General features: G+C 71.2%; 18 protein-coding genes. 11 read left to right on the top strand and 7 right to left on the bottom strand.

Annotated features, from left to right (window positions below; genetic code table 11):
• Position 1 precedes the first annotated feature (1 nt).
• From ACI2LP_RS20605 to rsmH, 3 genes are read right to left on the bottom strand one after another with little or no spacing between them, the layout of a single operon-like run.
• Positions 2-1,930, bottom strand: coding sequence for a peptidoglycan D,D-transpeptidase FtsI family protein (locus ACI2LP_RS20605; RefSeq protein ID WP_404725932.1), 1,929 nt, complete (start codon positions 1,928-1,930; stop codon positions 2-4).
• Positions 1,931-1,934: 4 nt separating this feature from the next.
• Entirely contained in the window at positions 1,935-2,660 is a 726-nt protein-coding gene (locus ACI2LP_RS20600) for a septum formation initiator family protein (protein ID WP_404725931.1), read from the bottom strand.
• Entirely contained in the window at positions 2,657-3,610 is a 954-nt protein-coding gene (gene rsmH, locus ACI2LP_RS20595) for a 16S rRNA (cytosine(1402)-N(4))-methyltransferase RsmH (protein WP_404725930.1), read from the bottom strand. The genes ACI2LP_RS20600 and rsmH overlap by 4 nt, the downstream gene beginning before the upstream one ends.
• A 418-nt stretch (positions 3,611-4,028) precedes the next feature.
• Here rsmH and ACI2LP_RS20590 point away from each other — a divergent pair, with 418 nt between their 5' ends.
• From ACI2LP_RS20590 to ACI2LP_RS20575, 4 genes are all read left to right on the top strand, one after another.
• Positions 4,029-4,571 (top strand): carbonic anhydrase, encoded by a 543-nt coding sequence (locus tag ACI2LP_RS20590; RefSeq protein WP_360866290.1) that lies wholly within the window; start codon positions 4,029-4,031, stop codon positions 4,569-4,571.
• 195 nt (positions 4,572-4,766) lie between these two features.
• A complete protein-coding gene (locus ACI2LP_RS20585; protein ID WP_404725929.1) occupies positions 4,767-5,813 on the top strand; it encodes an AAA family ATPase in 1,047 nt (348 codons plus the stop codon).
• Positions 5,813-7,168 (top strand): DUF58 domain-containing protein, encoded by a 1,356-nt coding sequence (locus ACI2LP_RS20580; RefSeq protein ID WP_404725928.1) that lies wholly within the window; start codon positions 5,813-5,815, stop codon positions 7,166-7,168. The genes ACI2LP_RS20585 and ACI2LP_RS20580 overlap by 1 nt, the downstream gene beginning before the upstream one ends.
• Positions 7,165-9,579 (top strand): transglutaminaseTgpA domain-containing protein, encoded by a 2,415-nt coding sequence (locus ACI2LP_RS20575; protein WP_404725927.1) that lies wholly within the window; start codon positions 7,165-7,167, stop codon positions 9,577-9,579. The genes ACI2LP_RS20580 and ACI2LP_RS20575 overlap by 4 nt, the downstream gene beginning before the upstream one ends.
• Positions 9,580-9,680: 101 nt before the next feature.
• Here the strand turns inward: ACI2LP_RS20575 and ACI2LP_RS20570 are convergent, their stop codons facing one another.
• The 3 genes from ACI2LP_RS20570 to ACI2LP_RS20560 all read right to left on the bottom strand — a co-directional run bounded on the left by ACI2LP_RS20570 (position 9,681) and on the right by ACI2LP_RS20560 (position 11,765).
• The gene (locus ACI2LP_RS20570; RefSeq protein WP_404725926.1) at positions 9,681-10,079 is read right to left on the bottom strand and encodes a DUF3040 domain-containing protein; all 399 of its coding nucleotides are present in this window, start codon (positions 10,077-10,079) and stop codon (positions 9,681-9,683) included.
• Positions 10,080-10,329: 250 nt separating this feature from the next.
• Positions 10,330-11,088, bottom strand: coding sequence for a methyltransferase (locus ACI2LP_RS20565; RefSeq protein WP_404725925.1), 759 nt, complete (start codon positions 11,086-11,088; stop codon positions 10,330-10,332).
• A 131-nt stretch (positions 11,089-11,219) separates the two neighbouring features.
• Complete coding sequence (locus tag ACI2LP_RS20560) at positions 11,220-11,765, bottom strand: SAV_6107 family HEPN domain-containing protein (RefSeq protein ID WP_404725924.1); 546 nt, start codon at positions 11,763-11,765, stop codon at positions 11,220-11,222.
• Between the two features lie 206 nt (positions 11,766-11,971).
• Between ACI2LP_RS20560 and ACI2LP_RS20555 the strand changes: the two genes are divergently transcribed.
• The 7 genes from ACI2LP_RS20555 (at position 11,972) to ACI2LP_RS20525 (ending at position 20,366) form a co-directional block, all read left to right on the top strand.
• Positions 11,972-12,802, top strand: coding sequence for a PP2C family protein-serine/threonine phosphatase (locus ACI2LP_RS20555; RefSeq protein ID WP_404725923.1), 831 nt, complete (start codon positions 11,972-11,974; stop codon positions 12,800-12,802).
• Positions 12,803-12,895: 93 nt separating this feature from the next.
• Complete coding sequence (locus ACI2LP_RS20550; protein WP_404725922.1) at positions 12,896-13,885, top strand: MASE1 domain-containing protein; 990 nt, start codon at positions 12,896-12,898, stop codon at positions 13,883-13,885.
• Positions 13,886-14,028: 143 nt separating this feature from the next.
• Positions 14,029-14,958, top strand: coding sequence for an ATP-binding cassette domain-containing protein (locus tag ACI2LP_RS20545; RefSeq protein ID WP_404725921.1), 930 nt, complete (start codon positions 14,029-14,031; stop codon positions 14,956-14,958).
• Complete coding sequence (locus ACI2LP_RS20540) at positions 14,930-17,017, top strand: YhgE/Pip family protein (protein ID WP_404725920.1); 2,088 nt, start codon at positions 14,930-14,932, stop codon at positions 17,015-17,017. The genes ACI2LP_RS20545 and ACI2LP_RS20540 overlap by 29 nt, the downstream gene beginning before the upstream one ends.
• Before the next feature lie 38 nt (positions 17,018-17,055).
• Positions 17,056-17,664: a TetR/AcrR family transcriptional regulator gene (locus ACI2LP_RS20535; RefSeq protein ID WP_404725919.1), complete on the top strand. Its 609-nt coding sequence runs from the start codon at positions 17,056-17,058 to the stop codon at positions 17,662-17,664.
• A gap of 446 nt (positions 17,665-18,110) precedes the next feature.
• On the top strand, positions 18,111-18,767 hold the full coding sequence (locus tag ACI2LP_RS20530) for a DUF4126 domain-containing protein (RefSeq protein WP_404725918.1): 657 nt from the start codon (positions 18,111-18,113) through the stop codon (positions 18,765-18,767).
• An 87-nt stretch (positions 18,768-18,854) separates the two neighbouring features.
• Positions 18,855-20,366 (top strand): phytoene desaturase family protein, encoded by a 1,512-nt coding sequence (locus ACI2LP_RS20525; RefSeq protein ID WP_404725917.1) that lies wholly within the window; start codon positions 18,855-18,857, stop codon positions 20,364-20,366.
• A 13-nt stretch (positions 20,367-20,379) separates the two neighbouring features.
• Here the strand turns inward: ACI2LP_RS20525 and ACI2LP_RS20520 are convergent, their stop codons facing one another.
• Positions 20,380-21,237, bottom strand: coding sequence for a hypothetical protein (locus ACI2LP_RS20520; RefSeq protein WP_404725916.1), 858 nt, complete (start codon positions 21,235-21,237; stop codon positions 20,380-20,382).
• Between the last annotated feature and the right edge of the window lie 38 nt (positions 21,238-21,275).

Here is a 21,275-nt window from a genome sequence, read left to right as displayed (position 1 = left end):
GTTACTCGCCGGGCTTGAAGGTCACGGGCAGCCGGGCGGGGTCGCTGCCGGTCGGCGCCACCTGGAGGGTCTTGAGCGCGAACTCCATGACCTTCTGGTAGATCGGGCCACAGATCTGGCCGCCGAAGTAACTGCCCTTGGTGGGGTTCTGGATGGCGCAGTAGACGGTGATGCGCGGCTTGTCGGCGGGCGCGAACCCGGCGAAGGAGGCCGTGTAGCCGCGGTAGCGGCCCAGTTCCGGGTCGACCCGGTTGGCCGTGCCGGTCTTGCCCGCGACCCGGTAGCCGGGGATGCGGGCCTTGGTGCCGGTGCCCTCCTCGTCGCCGACGACCGATTCCAGCATGGTGGCGAGCGTGCTCGCGGTCTGCTGACTGACGACGCGGGTCTTCCTGGGGGCGGGCGCCGGGGTGAAGTGGCCGTCGGGGCCCTTGGTGCCGCGGATCAGGGTGGGCTCGATGCGCACGCCGCCGTTGGCGATCGTCGAGTAGACGGAGGCCGCCTGCATGGCGTTGAGCGACAGGCCCTGGCCGAACGGGATCGTGTACTGCTGCGAGGTGGACCAGTTCTGCGGCTTGGCGAGGATGCCCGGCGTCTCGCCCGGGTATCCGATGCCGGTGGGGCTGCCGAGGCCGAACTTCCGCAGATACGAGTAGAGGACCTGGTTGGCCTCCGGCTGGGTCCTGCCGAGCTGCCCGGCCGCCAGGATGGTGCCGATGTTGCTGGACTTGGCCAGTACGCCGTTGAGCGTGAGGTGCCAGGTGGGGTGGTCGATGTCGTCCTTGAAGAGCCGGTCGCCGCGGTGCAGCCGGTTGGGGACGACGACATGGGTGCCGGGCACGGCGGCCTTCTCCTCCAGCACGGCGGCCATGGACATCACCTTGGCGGTGGAGCCCGGCTCGTATGCGTCCTGGAGCGCGGCGTTGCCCATGGCGGCCGAGTTGGCCTGGGTGAGGTCGTTGGGGTCGAAGCCGGGCGCGTTGGCCATGGCCAGGACCTCGCCGGTCCGGGTGTCCTGCACTATCACGTAGCCGCGGTCGGCATCGGACTTTCTGACCTGCTCGGCGATGGCCCGCTGGGCCGCCCACTGGATGTCGCGGTCGATGGTCAACTCGATGTCGGAGCCGGGGACCGCGGGGACCTCGCGGGAGCCGGCGGTGGGGACGCGGCGGCCGCCGGACTGGGCGTAGGTGATCTTCCCGTCCTGGCCGGCCAGGGCCTTGTCGAGCATGGACTCCACGCCGCCGCCTCCGCGGCCCTCGGCGTTGACGTAACCGAGTATCCCGGCGGCGAGATCGCCGTTGGGGTAGACGCGTTTGCTGCTCGGCTCCTGGAACACTCCGCTCAGCACATTGGCGCCGGGTCCGCCCTTGCGCTTGTCGGCGGCGGCCTTCTCGGCGAAGACCGACTTGAGGTCTTTGATCTGGTTCCAGACCTGAGGGGTCTGGCGGCGGGCCAGCACGGTGTAGCGGGACCTGGGGGTCTTCAGCTTCTTGGCGAGCTCGCCGGCGTCCTTGCCGAGGATGGGGGCGAGCAGCGCGGCCGCCTGTTCCGGGGCGTCGGGAGCCTTGCTCTCCTTGGGCGTGAACATCTTCGGGTCGGCGGTGATGTCGTACGCGTCGACGCTGGTGGCCAGGGCGATTCCGGCCCGGTCGGTGATCTCGCCGCGCTCGGCCGTGAGCACATGGCTGAGGTAGCGGTTCTTCTCCGCCTTGGCGGCGTACGCGCTGGCGTCGACGGCCTGCACCTGCAGGAGGCGTACGACGAAGACCAGCATCACCAGGGTCAGGCCGAGGCTGACCAGGCGCAGCCGGGGGCGCGGGCTGCCGAGCCGGATGATGCGCGGTCCGGGCCGCGGGCGGCGGGCCGCGGGGCGGACGGACGGACGCCGGGCGGGTCCTGGCACCCGGCGGCGCGGAGCTTCCTTGGGCACTGCGTCACCTGCCGGGGGTCGTCGGGGTCGGCTTCGCGGGCGGGCGGGACGGCTTGGCTGCCTGGGTGGGCCGGGCCGCTTGGCCGCCGGGCCCGGGGGCGGCCGCCGCCCGGCTGGGCTTGGGGGGCGCGGGCTCGAGGGGCGCGGGCTCGAGGGGCGTCGCGGGCTGCTGCTGGGCGGCCGGTGCGGACGACGGTGCGGCGGCGGCCGGCGCCGATGAGGGCGAGGTCGGCGACGGCGACTGCGACGCGGAGGGCGACACAGGCGTGCTGGGCTTCGCGGAGGTGCTCGGGTTCGCGGGCGACGCGGACGGGGCCACCGGAGCCGGGATCTCCATCGGCGTCGGGGCCGGTGACGGCCGGGCGGTGGCCCGGCGGGGCACGCCGCGGACCGTGCCGTCCGGCTCGAGGAAGGCGGGGCTGCCGCCGGGCACCATGCCCAGCTCACGGGCGCGCCGCTCCAGGGCGTCGGGCGCGGAGCGGGCGTCCACGTCCCGCTGCAGCGCCTGCTGCTCGTCGGTGAGTTCGGTGGTCTTCCGCTTGAGCTCGCTCAGCTTGAACGAGCCTTGGTTGAGCGCGGAGTTCAGCAGCAGCAGCGTGATCAGCCCGCCGCCGAGAAGCACCACGACCAGCAGGACGAAGGGGGTACGGGCTGCGGTGCTCGGCCCTGACGGCATCAGCTTGGCCAGCCGCGCCGCCCGCCCCTTCAGCTGCTTGGCCGCTGCGCTCACACGTCCTCCCGGATGCGCTGCGCTCCCCTGAGCCGCGCGGGCGCCGCACGGCGGTTCTGGGCGACCTCTTCCTCGGTCGGCAGCTCCGCACCTCGGGTCAGCAGTTTGAGCCGCGGCTGGTACTCCTCGGGCACGACCGGCAGGCCGGGCGGCGCCGTATTGGCCGCGCCGGCCGCGAAGACCTGCTTGACCAGCCGGTCCTCGAGGGAGTGGTACGACAGGACGGCGATGCGGCCGCCGACGGCGAGGGTCTGGACGGCCGCCGGGATCGCCTGTTCCAGGACGGTGAGCTCGCCGTTCACCTCGATGCGCAGGGCCTGGAAGGTGCGCTTGGCCGGGTTGCCGCCGGTGCGCTTGGCGGCCTGCGGCAGCGCGTCGCGGATCAGCTCGACGAGCCGGGCGCTGTTGGTGAACGGCTCGTTCTCGCGCTCCCGTACGACCGCCGAGACGATCCGCTTGGCCTGCTTCTCCTCGCCGTACGTACGCAGGATCCGCACCAGCTCGCCCGGCGGGTAGGTGTTGAGGACCTCGGCCGCGCTGACGCCCGTCGTCTGGTCCATGCGCATGTCGAGGGGGGCGTCCTGGGCGTAGGCGAACCCGCGCCCGGCTTCGTCGAGCTGCATGGAGGAGACGCCGAGGTCGAAGAGGATGCCCTGGACGCGCGGGATCTTCAGCCGCTCGAGGACCTCGGGCAGCTCGTCGTACACGGCGTGCACCAGGGTGGCGCGGTCTCCGAAAGGGGCGAGCCGCTCGCCGGAGAGCCGCAGCGCTTCCTTGTCCCGGTCCAGCGCGATCAGGCGGGCCTCGGGGAACTGCGTGAGCAGGGCCTCGCTGTGTCCGCCGAGGCCGAGGGTGCAGTCGACGACGACCGCCCCGGGCCGCTCCAGGGCCGGTGCCAACAGGTCCAGGCACCGCTGGAGCATTACCGGGACGTGTCGGGTCTCGCTCATGCGCGCCCCTCGCAGAGCTCGGGGCGACATTCGCCAGGCGCACGGCTTCCCATGATTCGCTCGCTGCGCTCGCTCATGCGCCCTCTCAGATCCGGAGCGGGCGTACGTACTGCCGGGTCCCCGCCCGCTCAGAAGAGTCGTACGTACGCCGCACACGCGGGGAATTACGTCAAAATTGCAGTATGTGCAGGATGTGTCCCTGAACTTCGCGTCACTTTAGTCCACCGGCCCTCCGGGTCAATCAACCGGCCGCTGCGTGGCGCGGGGCGGGTGGGAGAGATGTCGCGCGAGCGGAGAGTTCACTCGTAAGAAGGCGGCCGCATCACTCCTGTGGGTTAGCTCACAACAAGGCTCATTGATGTTCTTTGTCCCGTCTCACAGCAGGCCTCGGCCGCGTGTGCCCATTACCGTCAGGACCATGTCGACTTCCGCGCACCACCCTGCTGACGCAGCCCGCTCCGGCGGTACTGTCACCGACCGTCTTGTCGAGGCGAACCTGCGCTACGCCGCCGGCTTCCAGGACCCGGGAATGGACGCACGTCCCGTGCTGGGCGTGGCCGTGGTCGCCTGCATGGACGCCAGGCTCGACCTGCACGACGCGCTCGGTCTCGAACTGGGCGACTGCCACACCATCCGCAACGCGGGCGGCGTGGTCACGGACGATGTGATCCGCTCGCTGACCATCAGCCAGCGCGCGCTCGGCACACGCAGCGTCATACTCATCCACCACACCAACTGCGGCCTGGAGTCCCTCACCGAGGACTTCCGGCACGAGCTGGAGGACGAGGTGGGGCAGCGTCCGTCCTGGGCCGTGGAGGCGTTCCGGGACGTCGACCAGGACGTACGGCAGTCGATGCAGCGGGTCCGTACCTCGCCGTTCCTGCCGCACACCGACGACGTGCGAGGCTTTGTCTTCGATGTGACACAGGGTCTGCTGCGCGAGATCGATCCCTCGGTGTGACCGACCGGACACCTCAGAAAACACGGCAAAGCATCCATATCCCACCCCTTTATCCACAGGCGAGTGACACAACGCGGTAACGCCAACAAGAATGCGTGTGTGGCACCTTCCGGAAGCTCCGGAGAGGGTGTGTGAGTTGGGGTGGGCCGGGCCGTCTGACGAGCCCGGCCCGTAGAACGGGCCGAGGAGGGCCGGGTGACGACCTATGACGATCGAGCGAGCCTCACAGATCTGACCACCACAGCGGAGCGGGTCCGCAGGTCGGTGGAGGGTGTGATCGAGGGCAAGCCTGAGGTCGTACGGCTTTCGCTTACTGTGCTGCTCGCCGAGGGGCATCTGCTCATCGAGGATGTGCCGGGCGTGGGCAAGACGATGCTGGCGAAGGCGCTGGCGCGGTCCATCGACTGTTCGGTGCGGCGTATCCAGTTCACGCCGGACCTGCTGCCGTCCGACATCACAGGTGTGTCGATCTTCGACCAGCAGCAGCGTGACTTCGAGTTCAAGCCGGGCGCGATCTTCGCCCAGATCGTGATCGGCGACGAGATCAACCGCGCATCGCCGAAGACACAGTCGGCGCTGCTGGAGTCGATGGAGGAGCGCCAGGTCACGATCGACGGGCAGACCTATGAACTGCCGAGCCCCTTCATGGTGGTGGCCACCCAGAACCCGGTGGAGATGGAGGGCACCTATCCGCTGCCCGAGGCGCAGCGCGACCGCTTCATGGCGCGGGTGTCGATCGGCTACCCCAGCGCGGACGCCGAGCTGCAGATGCTCGATGTGCACGGCGGCGTCTCGCCACTGGACGATCTGCAGCCGGTGGCGCACGCCCACGACATCGTGAAGCTCATCGACGCGGTGCGTACGGTCCATGTCGCCGATGCCGTACGGCGGTATGCGGTGGAGCTGGTGGCAGCCACCCGCAGCCACCCGGACCTCAGACTCGGCGCGTCGCCGCGCGCCACGCTGCACCTGCTGCGGGCCGCGAAGGCCACCGCCGCGCTCAGCGGCCGTGACTACGCCCTGCCGGACGACGTCCAGTCGCTGGCGGTGCAGGTGCTCGCGCACCGGCTGCTGCCCACCGCGCAGGCCCAGTTGAACCGGCGTACGGCCGAGCAGGTCGTGCTGGAGATCATGCAGCGCATCCCCGTGCCCACGGCCAACGGCTCGGAGACCAGCTATGTCCCGGGCCGGCCGGCGCAGCCGCCGCTCTACGGCCAGCAGCCCGGCGCCCGGCGGCTGTGATGTCGGCCGGGGCGCCCGCCGCCGCGGAAGGCAAGGACACGGGCGGTGTGCGGGCGGCCCTGGGCGGGCTGACCACACGCGGCCGTTCCTTCCTCGCGGCCGGCGTGGCGGCGATGGTGTGCGCGTACGTCCTCGGGCAGGGCGACCTGCTGCGGGTCGGTCTGCTGCTCGCCGTGCTGCCGCTGGTCTGTGTGGCCGTGCTGTACCGCACCCGCTACCGGGTCGCGGGCAGCCGGCGTCTTTCCCCGTCGCGGGTGCCCGCCGGGGCCGAGGCGCGGGTGCATCTGCGGATGGACAACGTCTCGCGGCTGCCCACCGGGCTGCTGATGCTCCAGGACCATGTGCCGTATGTGCTGGGGCCGCGGCCCCGGTTCGTGCTGGACCGGGTGGAGGCGGGCGGCCGGCGCGAGGTCTCGTACCGGGTGCGCTCGGATCTGCGCGGGCGCTATCCGCTGGGGCCGCTTCAGCTGCGGCTGAGCGACCCGTTCGGGATGTGCGAGCTGACCCGCTCCTTCAGCGCCTTCGACACCCTCACCGTCATTCCGCGGACCGAGGCGCTGCCGGCGGTGCGGCTCGCGGGTGAGGCGGCGGGGTACGGCGACGGGCGCCAGCGCTCACTGGCGCTGGCCGGCGACGACGACGTGATCCCGCGCAACTACCGCTACGGCGACGATCTGCGCCGGGTGCACTGGCGCTCCACCGCGCGCTACGGCGAGCTGATGGTGCGCCGCGAGGAGCAGCCGCAGCGGGCCAGATGCACGGTGCTGCTCGACACCCGGCGCACCGCCTATCAGGGTGCGGGTCCCGACTCCGCCTTCGAGTGGGCCGTGTCGGGCGCCGCCTCGGCGCTGGTGCACATGCTGGAACGGGGCTTCGCGGTCCGGCTGTTGACCGACACGGGAAACTCGGTGCCCGGTGAGGGCGCCGACGGCTTCGCCGGGTCGACCCAGGAGTCCGCGGACTCAGCGGGACTGATGATGGACACGCTCGCGGTCGTCGACCACTCCGACGGCACCGGGCTCTCGCCGTCGTACGACGTGCTGCGCGGCGGGAACGAAGGGCTGCTGGTCGCCTTCTTCGGCGATCTGGACGAGGAGCAGGCGGCCCTGGCGGGGCGCATGCGCCAGCGCAGCGGCGCCGCTGTCGCCTTCGTCCTGGACAGCGGGGCATGGGTGACGAGCGGCGCGAGTGCCGGAGCCGTCGAGGACCGGCTGAGACTGCTGCGCGAGGCGGGCTGGACGGCCCTGGCCGTGCCGCCGGGGGCTGCGCTCTCCGAGCTGTGGCAGCTGGCCGGCCGACAGCGCGCTGAAGCCTCCGGCAGCGGTACGAACGGTTTCTCTGGGGGTTGGTCATGAGCGGTCGCGGGAGGCTGGCGCTCTGTGCCTATGCCGCCACGCTGATGGCGGCGGGCGCGATGCTGCCGCTGGTCGAGCCGGCCACCTGGATGCTGCAGGCGGCGTTCCTGCTGGCGATCCTGAGCGGCGTGGGCGCACTGACCCGGCGGGTGCCACTGGCCCGCCCGCTGACGGTGGCGGTGCAGGCCCTGGTCATGCTGCTGCTGCTCACCGTGGTCTTCGCCCGGGGCCAGGCGATTCTCGGTGTGCTGCCGGGACCCGATGTGTTCCAGCAGTTCGGCCACCTGCTGAACGCGGGCGGCGAGGACGTCGGGCGGTACGCGATCCCGGCGCCGGCGACCGACGGCATCAAGCTGATGGTGATCGGCGGCGTGCTGCTGATCGGCCTTGCGGTGGACGCCCTCGCGGTGACGTTCCGCAGCTCGGCCCCGGCGGGGCTGCCGCTGCTCGCCCTGTACTCGGTCGCCGCGGGCCTGGCCGGCGGCGGCGCGAGCTGGCTGTGGTTCCTGCTGGCTGCCACCGGATATCTGGTGCTTCTGCTGGCAGAGGGCCGCGACCGGCTCTCCCAGTGGGGCCGGGTCTTCGGCGGTGCCCCGCCCGGGCCCGGGCGCTGGGTCCCCGCGGCGGGCGGCAATCCCACCGCCCCGGTCCGCACCGGCCGCCGGATCGGCGCGCTCGCCCTCGGTGTCGCGCTGGTGGTCCCGGCGACGCTGCCCGCGCTGGACGGCGGGCTGCTGGGCAGCACCGGCAGCGGCGACGGCCCGGGACCGGGCGGCGGCACCATCTCCGCGGTGAATCCGCTGGTCTCGCTGCAGGACAGCCTGAACCAGCCCGAGAACCGCGAGGTCATCAGGTACCGCACAAATGCGACGGACACCAAGGACCTCTATCTGCGGATCGTCGCGCTGGACGAGTTCGACGGGACGGCGTGGAAGTCCTCGGAGCGCAAGGTCAAGGACGTACCGGACCAGCTTCCGCAGCCGGAAGGGCTGAGCTCGTCCGTCGGCGTCACCGAGATCAAGACGAACCTCTCCGCCGCGGGCTCGTACAAGCAGAGCTGGCTGCCCCTCCCCTACCCGGCGACGAAGGTGCGGATCGACGGGCGCTGGCGCTACGAGCCCACCGGGCGGACCCTGGTGGGCGACCGCGGCCAGAACACCCGTGGCGCGCAGTACTCCGTCACCAGCCTGCTGGTGAAGCCGACGGCGGATCAGCTGGCCTCCGCGCCTGTCGCGCCCCCGAAGCTGCTGCGCGAGTACACCAGGGTGCCCGACGGGCTGCCCGACGTGGTCCGGAAGACCGCGAAGGCGGTGACCAAGGGCGCCACGAACGACTACGAGCGGGCGGTCAAGCTCCAGGACTGGTTCGCCGTCGACGGCGGCTTCCGGTACGACACCCAGGTGGCGTCGGGTACGGGAGTCGAGGCGATCAGCCGGTTCCTGAAGCAAAAAGAAGGCTTCTGCGTCCACTTCTCGTTCTCGATGGCCGCGATGGCCCGGACCCTGGGCATACCGGCGCGGGTCGCGGTGGGCTTCACGCCCGGCTCCCCGCGCCCGGACGGCACGATGTCGGTCGGTCTGCGCGAGGCGCACGCCTGGCCCGAGCTGTTTTTCGAGGGCGTCGGCTGGACCCGGTTCGAGCCGACCCCGAGCCGGGGCTCCGCGCCGGACTACACCCGGCCCGAGTCGCCGAGCGGCAGTCCGAGCAACCCGGCCCAGCCGTCGGCCACCCCGTCGTCGGAGCCGACCACGGTGCCTTCCGCCTCGGACAGCTGCCCGCCGCAGGCGAAGCGGCTCGGCGACTGCGGGGCGGCCGCCCCGCAGGAGATCCTGCCGCCCACCGATCCGGGCACCTCGCCGGGGACCGTGCTGGGCGTGGTTCTGATCGTGCTGGCCCTGCTCCTCGTACCGCTGCTGCCGATGCTGTGGCGGATCAGGGTGCGGGCCGGCCGCCTCGGCTCCGGCGGGCGCACGCCCGAGGACGCCTCGGCCCGGACGCTGGCGGCCTGGCAGGAGATCGCCGACACGGCCTGGGACCACGGCATCCTGCCCAACGACTCGCAGACGCCGCGCAAGGCGGCTGCCCGCATCGTCCGGCTGGGACGTCTTGAGGGCGAGTCGGCGGACGCGGTGCACCGGGTGGCCCATGCGGTGGAGCAGGTGCTGTACGCGCCGGTGCCCCGGCCGGGTACGGGGCTGGCCGATGACGTCGGGCAGATCCGGCTCGGGCTCGGTGCAGGGGTGAGCCGTTGGACGCGGCTGCGGGCACTGCTCGCGCCCCGCTCAACCGTCCGGGTGGTGTGGGCCCTGTCCGAGCGCTGGGCGGCGGTCACGGACCGCTGGGGCGTGCACCGCCTGCGGCTGGACCGGTGGTCGCAGATCCTGCGGCGCCCGTCCCGGCAGCGAGGCTGATACGCAGGCTGATACGGGTGAGGGGCCGACGCGATTGCGTCGGCCCCTCACCCGTATCGGTCTGTCACCCGTAAGCCTGTGGAGGCGGTGATGCAAGAAGTTCAGTTGCCGTGCTCGTCGCGGCGGCGCTGCCACCGCTGCTCGATCCGGTTCATCAACGACCTGCGCTGACGAGGATGGCGGCGAGAGGTCGCTGCCGCGTCCCCCAGGGCCTGTTGCTCACCCGGCTTGGGCGCCTTGCGCCATCCGGTGACCGCGAGAACCGCACAGCCGAGCATGACGAGGAATCCCACCACGCTGATCCAGATCTGCTGCGCGACCATTCCGGCCATGAGGAGCGCGATACCCACCAGGAAGCCGACGACTGCCTGGTAGACCCGTCGCCGGGTGTACGTACGCAGCCCGCTTCCCTCAAGCGCTGTAGCGAACTTGGGATCTTCGGCGTACAGCGCTCGCTCCATCTGCTCGAGCATTCGCTGCTCGTGCTCCGAGAGCGGCACGGAGTCCTCCTAGTCGTCGGTCGCGGGGGCGACCGGTATGCGGCCCTTTCAGGATAGGCAGGGAATCGCCCCCGTGAAACCCGCCCTCTACGCCAATTCGCCAGTCCGGGCCGCCATGGCGGCTTTGGCTGCTGAGGCGTAGATTCCCCAACCGCCAATCCGTCATGCCGGATGGTGTCCCCCGATCATACGGGGCGCAGGCCACGATCGGGGGGTCTGTGGCGTACTCCATGTGCGGCTGCGCCGCTGATCAGCCGCGCTTCTCGCCCAGTACGTGCAGCTGTGTGGCGACGGAGTGGAAGGCGGGCAGCTCGGCGGCCGCGGCCTCCAGCTTGAGCAGCGCGTCCAGCGCGCCGGGCTCGGTGTCCACCAGGACACCGGGGACGAGGTCGGCGAAGACCCTGACACCGTGTACGGCGCCCACGTCGACGCCCGCGTCGGCCAGCAGCTCGGTCAGCTGCTCGGCGGTGAAGCGCCGGGGCACCGGGTCGCCGTTGCCCCAGCGGCCTGACGGGTCGTTCAGCGCATGCTGTGCCTCGGCGAAGTGCCCTGCCAGCGCCCTGGCGAGGACGGCCCCGCCGAGCCCCGCGGCGAGCAGGCTGATGGCGCCGGACGGACGGAGCGCGGCGACGGCATTGCGCACTCCCTCGGCCGGGTCGTCCACATACTCCAGGACTCCATGGCACAGCACCGCGTCGTACCCACCGCGCTCGACGACGTCGAAGAGACCGTGGATGTCCCCCTGGACCCCGCGGACCCGGTCGGCCACTGTGGCCTCGGCGGCCCGGCGCTCCAGCGCGAAGAGCGCGTTGGGGCTGGGGTCGACGACGGTGACCCGGTGCCCGAGCTTGGCTGCCGGCACCGCGAAGTTCCCCGAGCCGCCGCCGGTGTCGAGGATGTCCAGGGCGTCCGACCCGATCGCCTTGACCCGGCGGTCGAGGGCGTCCTTGAGGACCTCCCAGACCACGGCGGTACGGAGGGAGGCGCGGGGGCGCATCGGGTCCGACACGGCAGTTGACTCCTCGGACGGTGCCGCCCCGGTCCCGGGGCGTGAGCGGGGTGGACGGTCGCTCGAGTGCTGATCGAGTGAACGGTGAATACGCAGCCCACCCTATTGCCTCCGCCAAGCATCCCGGCCCCTCAGGCCCTGTCCGCGGCGTCCCCCGTCCCCGGCTGCTCGGCGCGCGGCTGCGGCAGTACCGGCTGGAGCACCAGCAGCCGCTCCACCAGGCGCAGGAACATGGCCGCGTCGCGCAGCAGGTCGTCGGCGTCGCGGCTGCTCGCGGCGCCCTGTATGCCGGCCTCCGCGCGCGCCCTGCGGCTGGCGCCCGAGGCGAAATGTGCGCTCCACTCGGTCAACTCGGGCGCTATCTCGGGCAGGACTTCCCAGGCGCTTCGGATGCGCTGCCTGCGGCGCTCACTGGTCTCCGGGCGGCCGCGGGCGGCGAGCACCGCGGCCGCGGTGCGCAGGGCGGCCAGATGGGCCGTGGCATACCGCTCGTTGGGCGTTTCGAGAGTGGCGGCCTCGTCGAGACCCGTGCGGGCCTGAGCGAGCAGGTCGAGGGCGGCGGGCGGTGCCGAGGCCCGCCGCAGGACGGGGTGCACGTCGTTCGCCGGTCCGGTCAGTGAGGGGGCAGGGCCGGTGGCGCGGCGCCGGTGTGCGGCTGCTGCGTAGGAGCTGGCCATGACGAACCTCCTGTCGTCGTGTGACGGCACTGTGGCCGTATGTGTCCATCGTGAAGGGCACCACTGACAATCGGCTCTGACCTGCTGCTTTCTCTGTGGAGACCGCTGCTTGCCATGCGAGACGGCTGTTTTCCCCAACAGGAGGGCTGTGCGGGGGCGGACGGCTAAGGTGAGGTGAGAAGTACGCGCGATCCCTCGGAGCGGTCATGCGCGGACATCGCAGCGACCCTCCCGACAGTGGGCAGGAACTCCTGCTCACCCTCGGGCAACTCGTCGACCAGGCCCTGGAGCGGATCAAGCTGCAGCGGGCCCGCGTCGAGCTGGCCATGGTCCTGCAGCGCCATATGCTCCCGCCTGAGTTGCCGAAGCTGCCCGGCCTGCAGATCGCGGGCCGTTACTCGCCCTCACGGGACGGTCTTGACGTCGGCGGAGACTGGTACGACGCCTTCGTGATGATGGACGGCTCGCTGGGGCTCGCGATCGGCGATGTGCAGGGCCACGACGTGGAGGCCATCGCGTTCATGGGCCAGGTCCGCACCAGCCTGCGGGCCCTCGCCGAGGGGACGAGCGATCCGCGAGAGGTGCTCAGCCGCACCAACAACCTGCTGATCTCGATGGGCTTCGGCCTCTTCGCGACCTGCTGCTTCCTCCGTTTCGACCCGGTCAGCCGCGATCTCACCGTGTCCCGGGCCGGTCATGTCCCGATGATCTGGGCCACCGCGGCCGGCCGCTCCGGCATCGCCCTGGACAGCGGCGGCCCGCCGCTGGGCGTCGTGCGGGGCGAGCGCTATCCGGTGACCCACCGACGGCTGACGGAGGCAGGGGTCCTCGTTCTGCTCACCGACGGCGTCGTCGAAGGCCCGACCTACCCGATGGAGGCCGGCCTGGCCGAGGTGCACCGGCTGGCCCGCAGGGGATTCGACGCCGACCCCGACGTGCTCGCCTCGGCCGTCATCAAGGTCGCCGAACGGACCGGGCACCGTGACGATGCCGCCGTCCTCGTCGTCCGTTACGACGGCCCGCCGGTACCTGGGTAACCGTGCGGCACACCGTGCTCGACCCACCGGTGCCCGGACGGCCGATCCGACGGTCCGGTCGCCGGGGGCCAACCGGGAGCGCAGAATGCAGTGGTGCGCACTGCGGAGATCGGCCGTTACGGGCCTCCTGCCCTGCAGATCCTCGCTGTGGCCGCCATCTATTACGGGGCCGCCCGACTCGGGCTTCTTCAGCAGCTCGTTCGCGGTCAGGTCACTCCGTTGTGGCCGCCGACCGGGGTGGCCCTGGCCAGTCTGCTCGTCCTCGGCCTGCGGATCTGGCCGGGCGTCGCGCTCGGCGCCTTCCTGGTCAATGTGTCCATCGGCCCCTCGGCACTCGCCGTGCTGGCCATCGTCGCCGGCAACACCCTGGCCCCGGTCTGCGCGTACCTCATGCTGCGTCGGGCGCAGTTCCGCAACGAACTGGACCGGCTGCGGGACGTACTGGCACTGGTCTTCCTCGGCGCGCTGGCCGGCATGCTGATCAGCTCGACCGTGGGCAGCGGTGTGCTGGTGCTTGCCGGGGCACTGGAGGGGAGCGACTTCTGGCCGACGTGGTCGGTGTGGTGGACCGGTGACGCGATGGGCGTCCTTGTCGTCACTCCGTTCCTGCTCGCCCTGCGCAGGGCCCGGTGGCCACGGGATGCCGGGACCGGCCGCTGGATCGAAGCGGTGGCGCTGCTGCTGGGCACGCTCCTCGTGACGATTCTGGCGACCAGTACCGGCAGTTCGGCCCTGCTGTTCCTCGTCTTCCCGTTCCTGATCTGGGCCGCGTTCCGCTTCCAGCTGGCGGGTGCCGCGTCGTGTGCGCTGGGGGTGTCGACGCTGGCGATCCTCGCCGCGGCCCGGGAGTCCGGCCCGTTCGCCGGTCACGACCTGTTCTCCAACATGGTCACGCTGCAGGCCTTCAACGGCGCCACGGCGCTGACGGCCCTGCTGCTCGCGGCAGTCATCACCGAGCGGGACGAGACCCATGAGGAGATCAAACGGGTCTGCGCACGGCTCACCGAGATGGTGGCCCATATGGAGCCGCGCCTGGAGTCGTACGACTTCCCCTCGGCCGAGGACGAGGACGAGGGGAAGTGACGCCCGGAGCCGCGTCGGACACGGCCGCGGTGGACGAGGCCGCGGCGGACCGGATCTCGATCGCTGAACCACCCTCTTTTGCTTCGGCCGGAGAATCGGAGTAGTTTTTGAACTGACCAGTCAGTTCAAATGTTGGGGGGAACGTGGGCAGCTCTGTCAGCCCCGACGGCAGCCACGGGGCGGCCGTCACCGCCGAGAACTTCGGCCTCAAGGGCCCGCGCGGCTGGGCGTTCCGCTCGGTGGGCATCGAGGCGGAACCCGGCTCGCTCATCGCGATCGAGGGTCCGTCCGGTTCCGGCCGCACCTGCCTGCTGCTCGCGCTCACCGGCCGGATGCGCCCCACCGAGGGCCACGCCAAGGTCGGTGGTCTGCCGCTGCCGCACAAGATGGCCGCGGTACGCCGGATCAGCGCGCTCGGCCCGGTGACAGGCGTCAGCGAGCTCGACCCGGCCCTGACGGTCGCCGAGCATCTGCGTGAACGGGGGCTGCTGCAACGCCACTTCGACGGCTCACTGCGCGCCCTGCTGCGGCCCCCGGGCGAGCGCGCGGCCGCGACCAGGAGCCGTATCGACGAGGCGCTGGAGGCGGCGGGGCTGGTCCTGGCCACGCTCCCCAAGGAGGAGCGCACGGCCGTACGCGATCTGGAACGGCTGGAGGCGCTGCGCCTGTCCGTCGCCCTCGCGCTGATCGGCCGGCCGCGTCTGCTCGCCGTCGACGACGCCGACCTCAAGCTCTCCGACGCGGACCGGGCCGAGGCCTGGAAGCTGCTGCGCTCGGTCGCCGAGGCCGGTACGACGGTGCTCGCCGTGTGCAGCCAGGCGCCCGAGGGCACGACGGTGATCCGCACGGTCGCCGCCACCACGCCCTCGGCCGCCCCGGATGCCTCGGACACCCCGGCCGCCCCGAAGAGCGAAGCCGCGTCCGACGCAACTCCTGGCGCCGTGCCCGCCAACACAACCGAAGTCACAGAAGCCACGTCCGAAGCCACGCGCGAAGACGCGTCCGCGGACACCGACCAGGACACCACCGAGGAGGGGACGGCCGATGCGCTCGCCGAAACTGGCCGCGCTTGAGCTGAAGCGGTTCGGCAGGGGGAAGCTGCCGCGTGCCGCACTCGTCGCGATCCTGCTGCTCCCACTGCTGTACGGCGCTCTGTACCTGTGGTCCTTCTGGGACCCGTACGGACAGCTCAACCGGATCCCTGTCGCACTCGTCAACGACGACAAGGGAGCCACCGCCGCCGGCAAGAAGATCGCGGCAGGCAACGAGATCACCAAGGGCCTGCGCGAGAGCGAGGTCTTCGAATGGCACGAGGTGAGCGCCACCGAGGCCCGCAAGGGCGTCGAGGACGGGTCGTACTACCTGTCCCTCACCATGCCGAAGGACTTCAGCAAGCGCATCGCGTCCAGCTCCGGCGACTCCCCCGAGACCGGCGCCCTTCAGGTCCGTACGAACGACGCCAACAACTACATCGTCGGACAGATCTCGCGGTCGGTCTTCTCCGAGGTGCGCACCGCCGCTTCGACCAAGACCTCCCGTTCCTTCCTCGACCGGATCTTCATCTCCTTCTCCGACATCCATGCTGCGACCGAGAAGGCGGCGAAGGGCGCCGACCAGCTCAAGGGCGGGATCGGCAAGGCGAAGAAGGGCTCCAAGGACCTCGCGGACGGGCTCAAGGACGCCAAGGACGGCAGCGGCAGGCTCGCCGGCGGCCTGACCAAGCTCAACAAGGGCGCGGGCGACCTCGAGACCGGCTCCCAGCAGGTCGCCGACGGCACCCAGGTACTCGCCGACAAGGTCAACGGGATCGCCGCCGACGTCCGTCCTTACCTCAAGGACAACGGCAAGACGATCGGCGACACGGCCCGGCTGGTCGCCGACTCCTCGCAGGCGGTGCGCCACAACCTCGACATCCTCGTGAAGACGGCACCCGCCTCCGCGGCCCTCGCCCACAAGTCGGCCGACGAGCTGAGCGCCATCTACAAGACGCACTGCGAGGACGCGCTGCTGCCCGACCCGACCACCTGCCCCGCCCTCAAGCGCGCCAAGGTCACGGCGGCCGATGTCGCCAAGGTCGCCGACGATGTCAACGCCCTGGTGAAGGACAACAACGGCGATCTGAAAAAGCTCGACGGCCATCTCGCCGATCTGCAGAAGAAGGCGAACGACCTGGCCAAGCGGTCCCCGCACCTCGACGAGGACCTGGAGTCGTCGGTCCGCAAGATCAATGAGCTCAACTCGGGCGCCGGGAAGGTCGCCCAGGGCGCGGACAAGCTGCACACCGGACTGAGCAGCGCCAAGACGGGCTCAACGGATCTCGACAGCGGTGTCGGCAAGCTCAAGAACGGCGCCAACAGCCTGGACGGCGGCATGTTCAAGCTCGCGGACGGTTCGACCGAGCTGGCCGGCGGGCTCAACAAGGGCGTCGACAAGATCCCCGACTACGACAAGAACGACCGCGACCGCCGCACCGAGGTGATGGCCGACCCGGTGAAGCTGGCCAGTCAGTCTCTGCACAAGGCGCCCAACTACGGCACCGGCTTCGCCCCGTACTTCATCCCGCTGTCCCTCTGGGTCGGTTCGATGGTCGCGTACATGCTCATCCAGCCGCTGAACCGGCGGGCCCTGGCCGCCGGCGCCTCCGCCTGGCGGATCGCGGTGGCCGGCTGGCTGCCCGTCGCCGCGATCGGCCTGGTGCAGGTCGGCGCACTGATGTCCGTGCTGCACTGGGGAATTGGCCTCGAGATGACGCACGCGGCCGGGACGATCGGCTTCCTGGCCCTCGTCACCTGCTGCTTCGCGGCCATCATCCAGTGGCTGAACGCCCGCTTCGGGGCCGCGGGACGGATCCTCGTACTGGCGTTGCTGATGCTCCAGCTGACCTCGGCCGGCGGCACCTACCCCGTGGAGACCAGCCCCGGTTTCTTCAACGCCATCCACCCCTTCCTCCCGATGACGTATGTCGTCGAGACGCTGCGCCTGCTCATCACGGGCGGCGGACTCGGCCCGGTCTGGCAGGCGTGCACGGTTCTGAGCGCCTTCACCGCGGGCGCGCTGGCGCTCACCGCCGTCTCCGCACGGCGCAAGCAGGTGTGGACGCTCGACAGGCTGCACCCGGAGCTGAGTCTGTGAGAACGGCCGGACCTGTGAGAATCGATGTCATGGACGGCATGGACAGCACGAGCACCAGACGCCGCGCGACCCGGGCGAAGCTCTATGAGGCGGCGGTGACGCTCATCGCCGAGCAGGGGTTCTCCGCCACGACGGTGGACGAGATCGCCGAACGGGCCGGGGTCGCCAAGGGCACGGTCTACTACAACTTCAAGAGCAAGACCGAACTCTTCGAGGAGCTGCTGCGGTTCGGCGTCGGCCTGCTCACCTCCTCGCTGCAGTCCGCCGCCGACGAGACGACGGAGCGCGGCGGCAGCAGGGTCGAGGCACTGGACGCGATGATCAGGGCCGGTCTGGGGTTCATCGACCGCTATCCGGCCTTCACCCAGCTGTACGTCGCCGAGTTGTGGCGTACCAACAGGGCCTGGCAGTCGACCCTGCTCGTGGTGCGGCAGCAGGCCGTGGCCGTCGTCGAGAACGTGCTCCGGGAAGCCGTCGAGAACGGGGAGTTGAGCGAGGAGATCGACATTCCGCTGACGGCGGCCGCGCTGGTCGGGATGGTCCTGGTGGCGGCGCTCGACTGGCAGGCCTTCCAGCCGGAGCGGTCGCTCGACGATGTGCACTCCGCCCTGTCCCGGTTGCTGCACGGCCGGGTCAGCGGCCGCTGAGGCGCGCTCCACGCGCGCGTGTCGGACGGTGCGCGCTCCGGACAGCCGCGCGGGAGTGCGCCTGACAGCGCGCGGACAGAAAAGTGCCGGTCCGGCGAGGCTCGATCCCCCCGAGCCCCGCCGGACCGGCGTGTTTCCCCCGTACCCCCGTTGTTCCCCGTTTGCCCCCGTTTTTCCCCCGTGGAGACGGAGAACCCGTGTGCCGGAGAACCCGTGGTCAGTGGGTTCTCCGTTCGTGCACCCCCGTTCCGTCAGGGGAGCCGCGCCGTTCCGCCGCCCCGTGTCGGCGGTACCGGCGCTGCGCCCCTTCCGTGGTCTCCACTCTTCCGTCTCCGCAGGTGAGACCCCATCCGCGCGCGTACTCATCTCACCCACTAGGTACGCATACTCAGCTGTCCGTGCTCATCCCCACCCGCGCGGGCGGCCGACTGGTTACGATCGCGTCCGTGTCCGTACTCCCTCTCGTCTTCACCAGCGGCTGGGCCAGCGGGATCAACGCCTATGCGGTGGTTCTGCTGTTCGGCATCTTCGGTGCGACCGGCCTCACCGACGAGGTGCCCGAATCGCTTCAGCGCACCGATGTCCTGATCGTGGCCGGAGTGCTCTTCCTCTGCGAGGCGGTGGCGGACAAGATCCCGTACGCCGACTCGGTGTGGGACTCGGTGCACACCGTGATCCGGCCGGTGGCGGGCGCGGTTGTCGCGGCGTTGCTGGCCGGGGAGAACGGCTCGCTGCCGGAGCTCGCGGCCGGTGCGGTCGGCGGTTCGGCGGCGCTCATGAGCCATCTGGTCAAGGCCGGCACGAGGATGGCGGTGAACACCTCGCCCGAGCCGTTCAGCAATATCGCGCTGAGCACGGCGGAGGATCTGGGCGTCGCCGGGATCATCTCGTTCGCGGTCTTCCATCCGCTGGCGGCCGCGATCATCGCCGGGACGCTGCTCCTGCTGGGGGTGGTGGTACTGGCCTTCGTCGCGGGCAGGATCCGCCGATTCCTGCGCCGCAGGGCGCAGCGCCGCGAAGGCCGCGGCTACCGGGGGCCGGCCCCCAGGCTGCCGGCCGACGACGCGGCCGGCAGCCGCGCTGCCCAGCCACCGCCCTGGTGATCCGCCCGCCGGAGCCCAGTCGGCCCGAAACCCTGGTGACCGGACCGCCCGGACCCGCTGTCAGTGGCGGCGGATAAAGTCGCTGACATGGCACGGATTGCGGTGATCGGCGCCGGGATGGGCGCCATGGCGGCTGCCGCCCGGCTGGCCGTGGCAGGCCACCGGGTGACGGTGTACGAGCGCTCGGCGACCCATGGCGGCGCGGTGGGCCGGTTCGAGCGCGAGGGCTTCGGCTTCGACTCCGGTCCCGCTCTGCTGCATCTGCCCGCCGTCTGGCGGGACTTGTTCGTGAAGACCGGCAAGGAGCCGCTGGAGCGGTGCGTCGAGCTGGTCCAGGTCGACCCGGCGAGCCGTCATCTCTTCGCCGACGGCACCACGGTCTCCCTGCCGAACGCCTCGCGGGCCGGGATCGTCGCCGCGCTGGACGCGGCGCTCGGGGCGGGCGCGGGTGCGCGATGGGGCGACTTCCTGGGCCGCGCGCGGGACGCCTGGGAGCGCACCCGGCGTCCCCTGCTCGAGGAGCCGCTGCCCGCCGACCTGTCGCCGCTGGAGCGAGAGCCGTACCCGGCGCTCAGGTCCGGGCTGCTGCGGCGCTCGGCGAGGACACTCGCCGAGGTGGGCCGGCGCGAGCTGGCCGATCCGAGGCTGGCGGCGCTGCTGGAGAGCTACGCCCTGGCGTACGGCTTCGATCCGGCGACCGCCCCCGCCTCCGCCGCCGTGCTGCCGTACATGGAGCAGACCTTCGGCAGCTGGTACGTGCAAGGGGGCATGCGCGCACTCGCTGACGCCGTGCACGAACGGTGCCTCGCCCGGAAGGTTGAGTTCGTCTTCGGCGCCGAGGTGACCGGCGTAAGGGAGAAGGACGGCCGGGCGGCCGGTGTCGCGCTGGCCGACGGGCGGCTGATCGAGGCGGACCTGGTGGTCGCGGGCGCGCCCGTGCCCGCCCTCTACCGGGACCAGGTCATCGGCTGGCAGAGCCAGGACGAGTGGCCCCGATTTCAGTCGGCGGTGCGGACCGGACGGGTCACCGTGTGCCTGGCGTTGCGGGGCGCGCGGCCCGCGGACGCCGTGCACCGGACGCTGGTGCACTCGGCGGACCGGGCGGACGAGCTGGACGCCCTGGCGGGGGCCAGGCTTCCCGACCGGCCGACCGTCGCGGTGCTGCGTCCTGACGACGAGCGACTGCGCCCCGACGGGGACCATGAGTCGGTGACGGTCACCGCGACCGTCCCGGCCGGAGGCCTGTTCTCCTCGGAGAACCTGTGGGGCGGCGAGCCGCAGCCGGTGGATGCCTTCGCCGACCGGATGACCGAGGCCGCGGAGGCTGCAATACCCGGACTGCGGGAGCGGTTGCTGTGGCGCGAGGTCCGCACCCCGGCCGACACCTTCCGCGAGACGGGCATGTACCAGGTGCCGGGTCCGGCGCTGGCCGCTGCGCGCGGCGCACTGCTGCCCGCGGCCAACCGGTCGCCGCTGCCCGGGCTGCACTTCGCCGGCGGCTGGGCGCACCCGGGCGGCTCTCTCGCGCACGCGGGGATGTCGGGGGCGCTGGTGGCCGGTCTGATCGTGGAGGGCGCGGACTTCCGCGGCTCTCAGTGACAGGCCCTGAGCGTCAGTAGCGGTACTGCTGCTCGTTGTACCCGGACCCGGTGTCGTAGCCGTACGGCGAGGGCTGCTCCTGCGGCATCGGCGGAGCCTGCTGCTCGCCGTCCCGCTGCTGGGGCACCCACACCCCGCCGGGCGGCGTCTCGCTGTACTGAGGCTGTGCGTAGGGGTCGGCGTACTGCTGCTGGCCGCCGTAACTGTCGTAGCTGTCGTACGTGTTGTACTGCTGCCCGCCGACGTACGGATCGGAGTAAGGGGCGTACTGCTGCTGCCCGCTCCCGTAGTCGTACTGCCCGGCGTAGCTCTCCTGGCCGGTGGGCTGCTGGGTGTAGCCGGAGTAGTAGGTGTCGTACATGCCGCCGTACTGGCCCTGGCTCTGGCTCTGGTCCTGTTGCTGCTGCGCCGCCGCATAGGCCTGGTCGCTGTAGACGCCGTACTGCCCGGTGTCGTCCGGGAGCGGCTGCGGTTCGTACACCGGCTCCGGCTCGTAGCCGGACTCCTGCTCGGCCGCGCCGGGCTCGTAGGAGAGGTCCGAGACCTCGAGTGTGGGCTCGCGCAAAGCGGCCTTGTCCGGCCTGGCACCGGACTTGCGGCGGCGGCTCACGCCCGGACTGCCGCCGAGCGCCCAGCCGGTGGAGAACCCGCGGCGGAAGGAGAGCGTGACGTACGTCTGGCCGACGGCGAAGGCTATCGCGCCCAGCGCGATCACCACGACGGAAGGCAGCAGCACGCCGACGACCACGCCGAGGAAGCCGGCGAACGCGAGCAGCCGCCAGCGCAGTCGTGCCTTGTACTGCAAGAGCACCTCGCCGAGCAGCCACAGCGCGACGATGCCGAACGCGAGATAGAGGACCGTCCAGCCCATGCCCGCCCCTCTCCTTCGGTCACCGCCCGGGGTGGGGG

The sequence above is a fragment of the Streptomyces sp. NPDC019890 genome, from assembly GCF_044903445.1.
Classification (GTDB): domain Bacteria; phylum Actinomycetota; class Actinomycetes; order Streptomycetales; family Streptomycetaceae; genus Streptomyces.
Note: the sequence above shows the minus strand (reverse complement) of the source record. Positions and strands in the feature narration are given on the sequence as shown.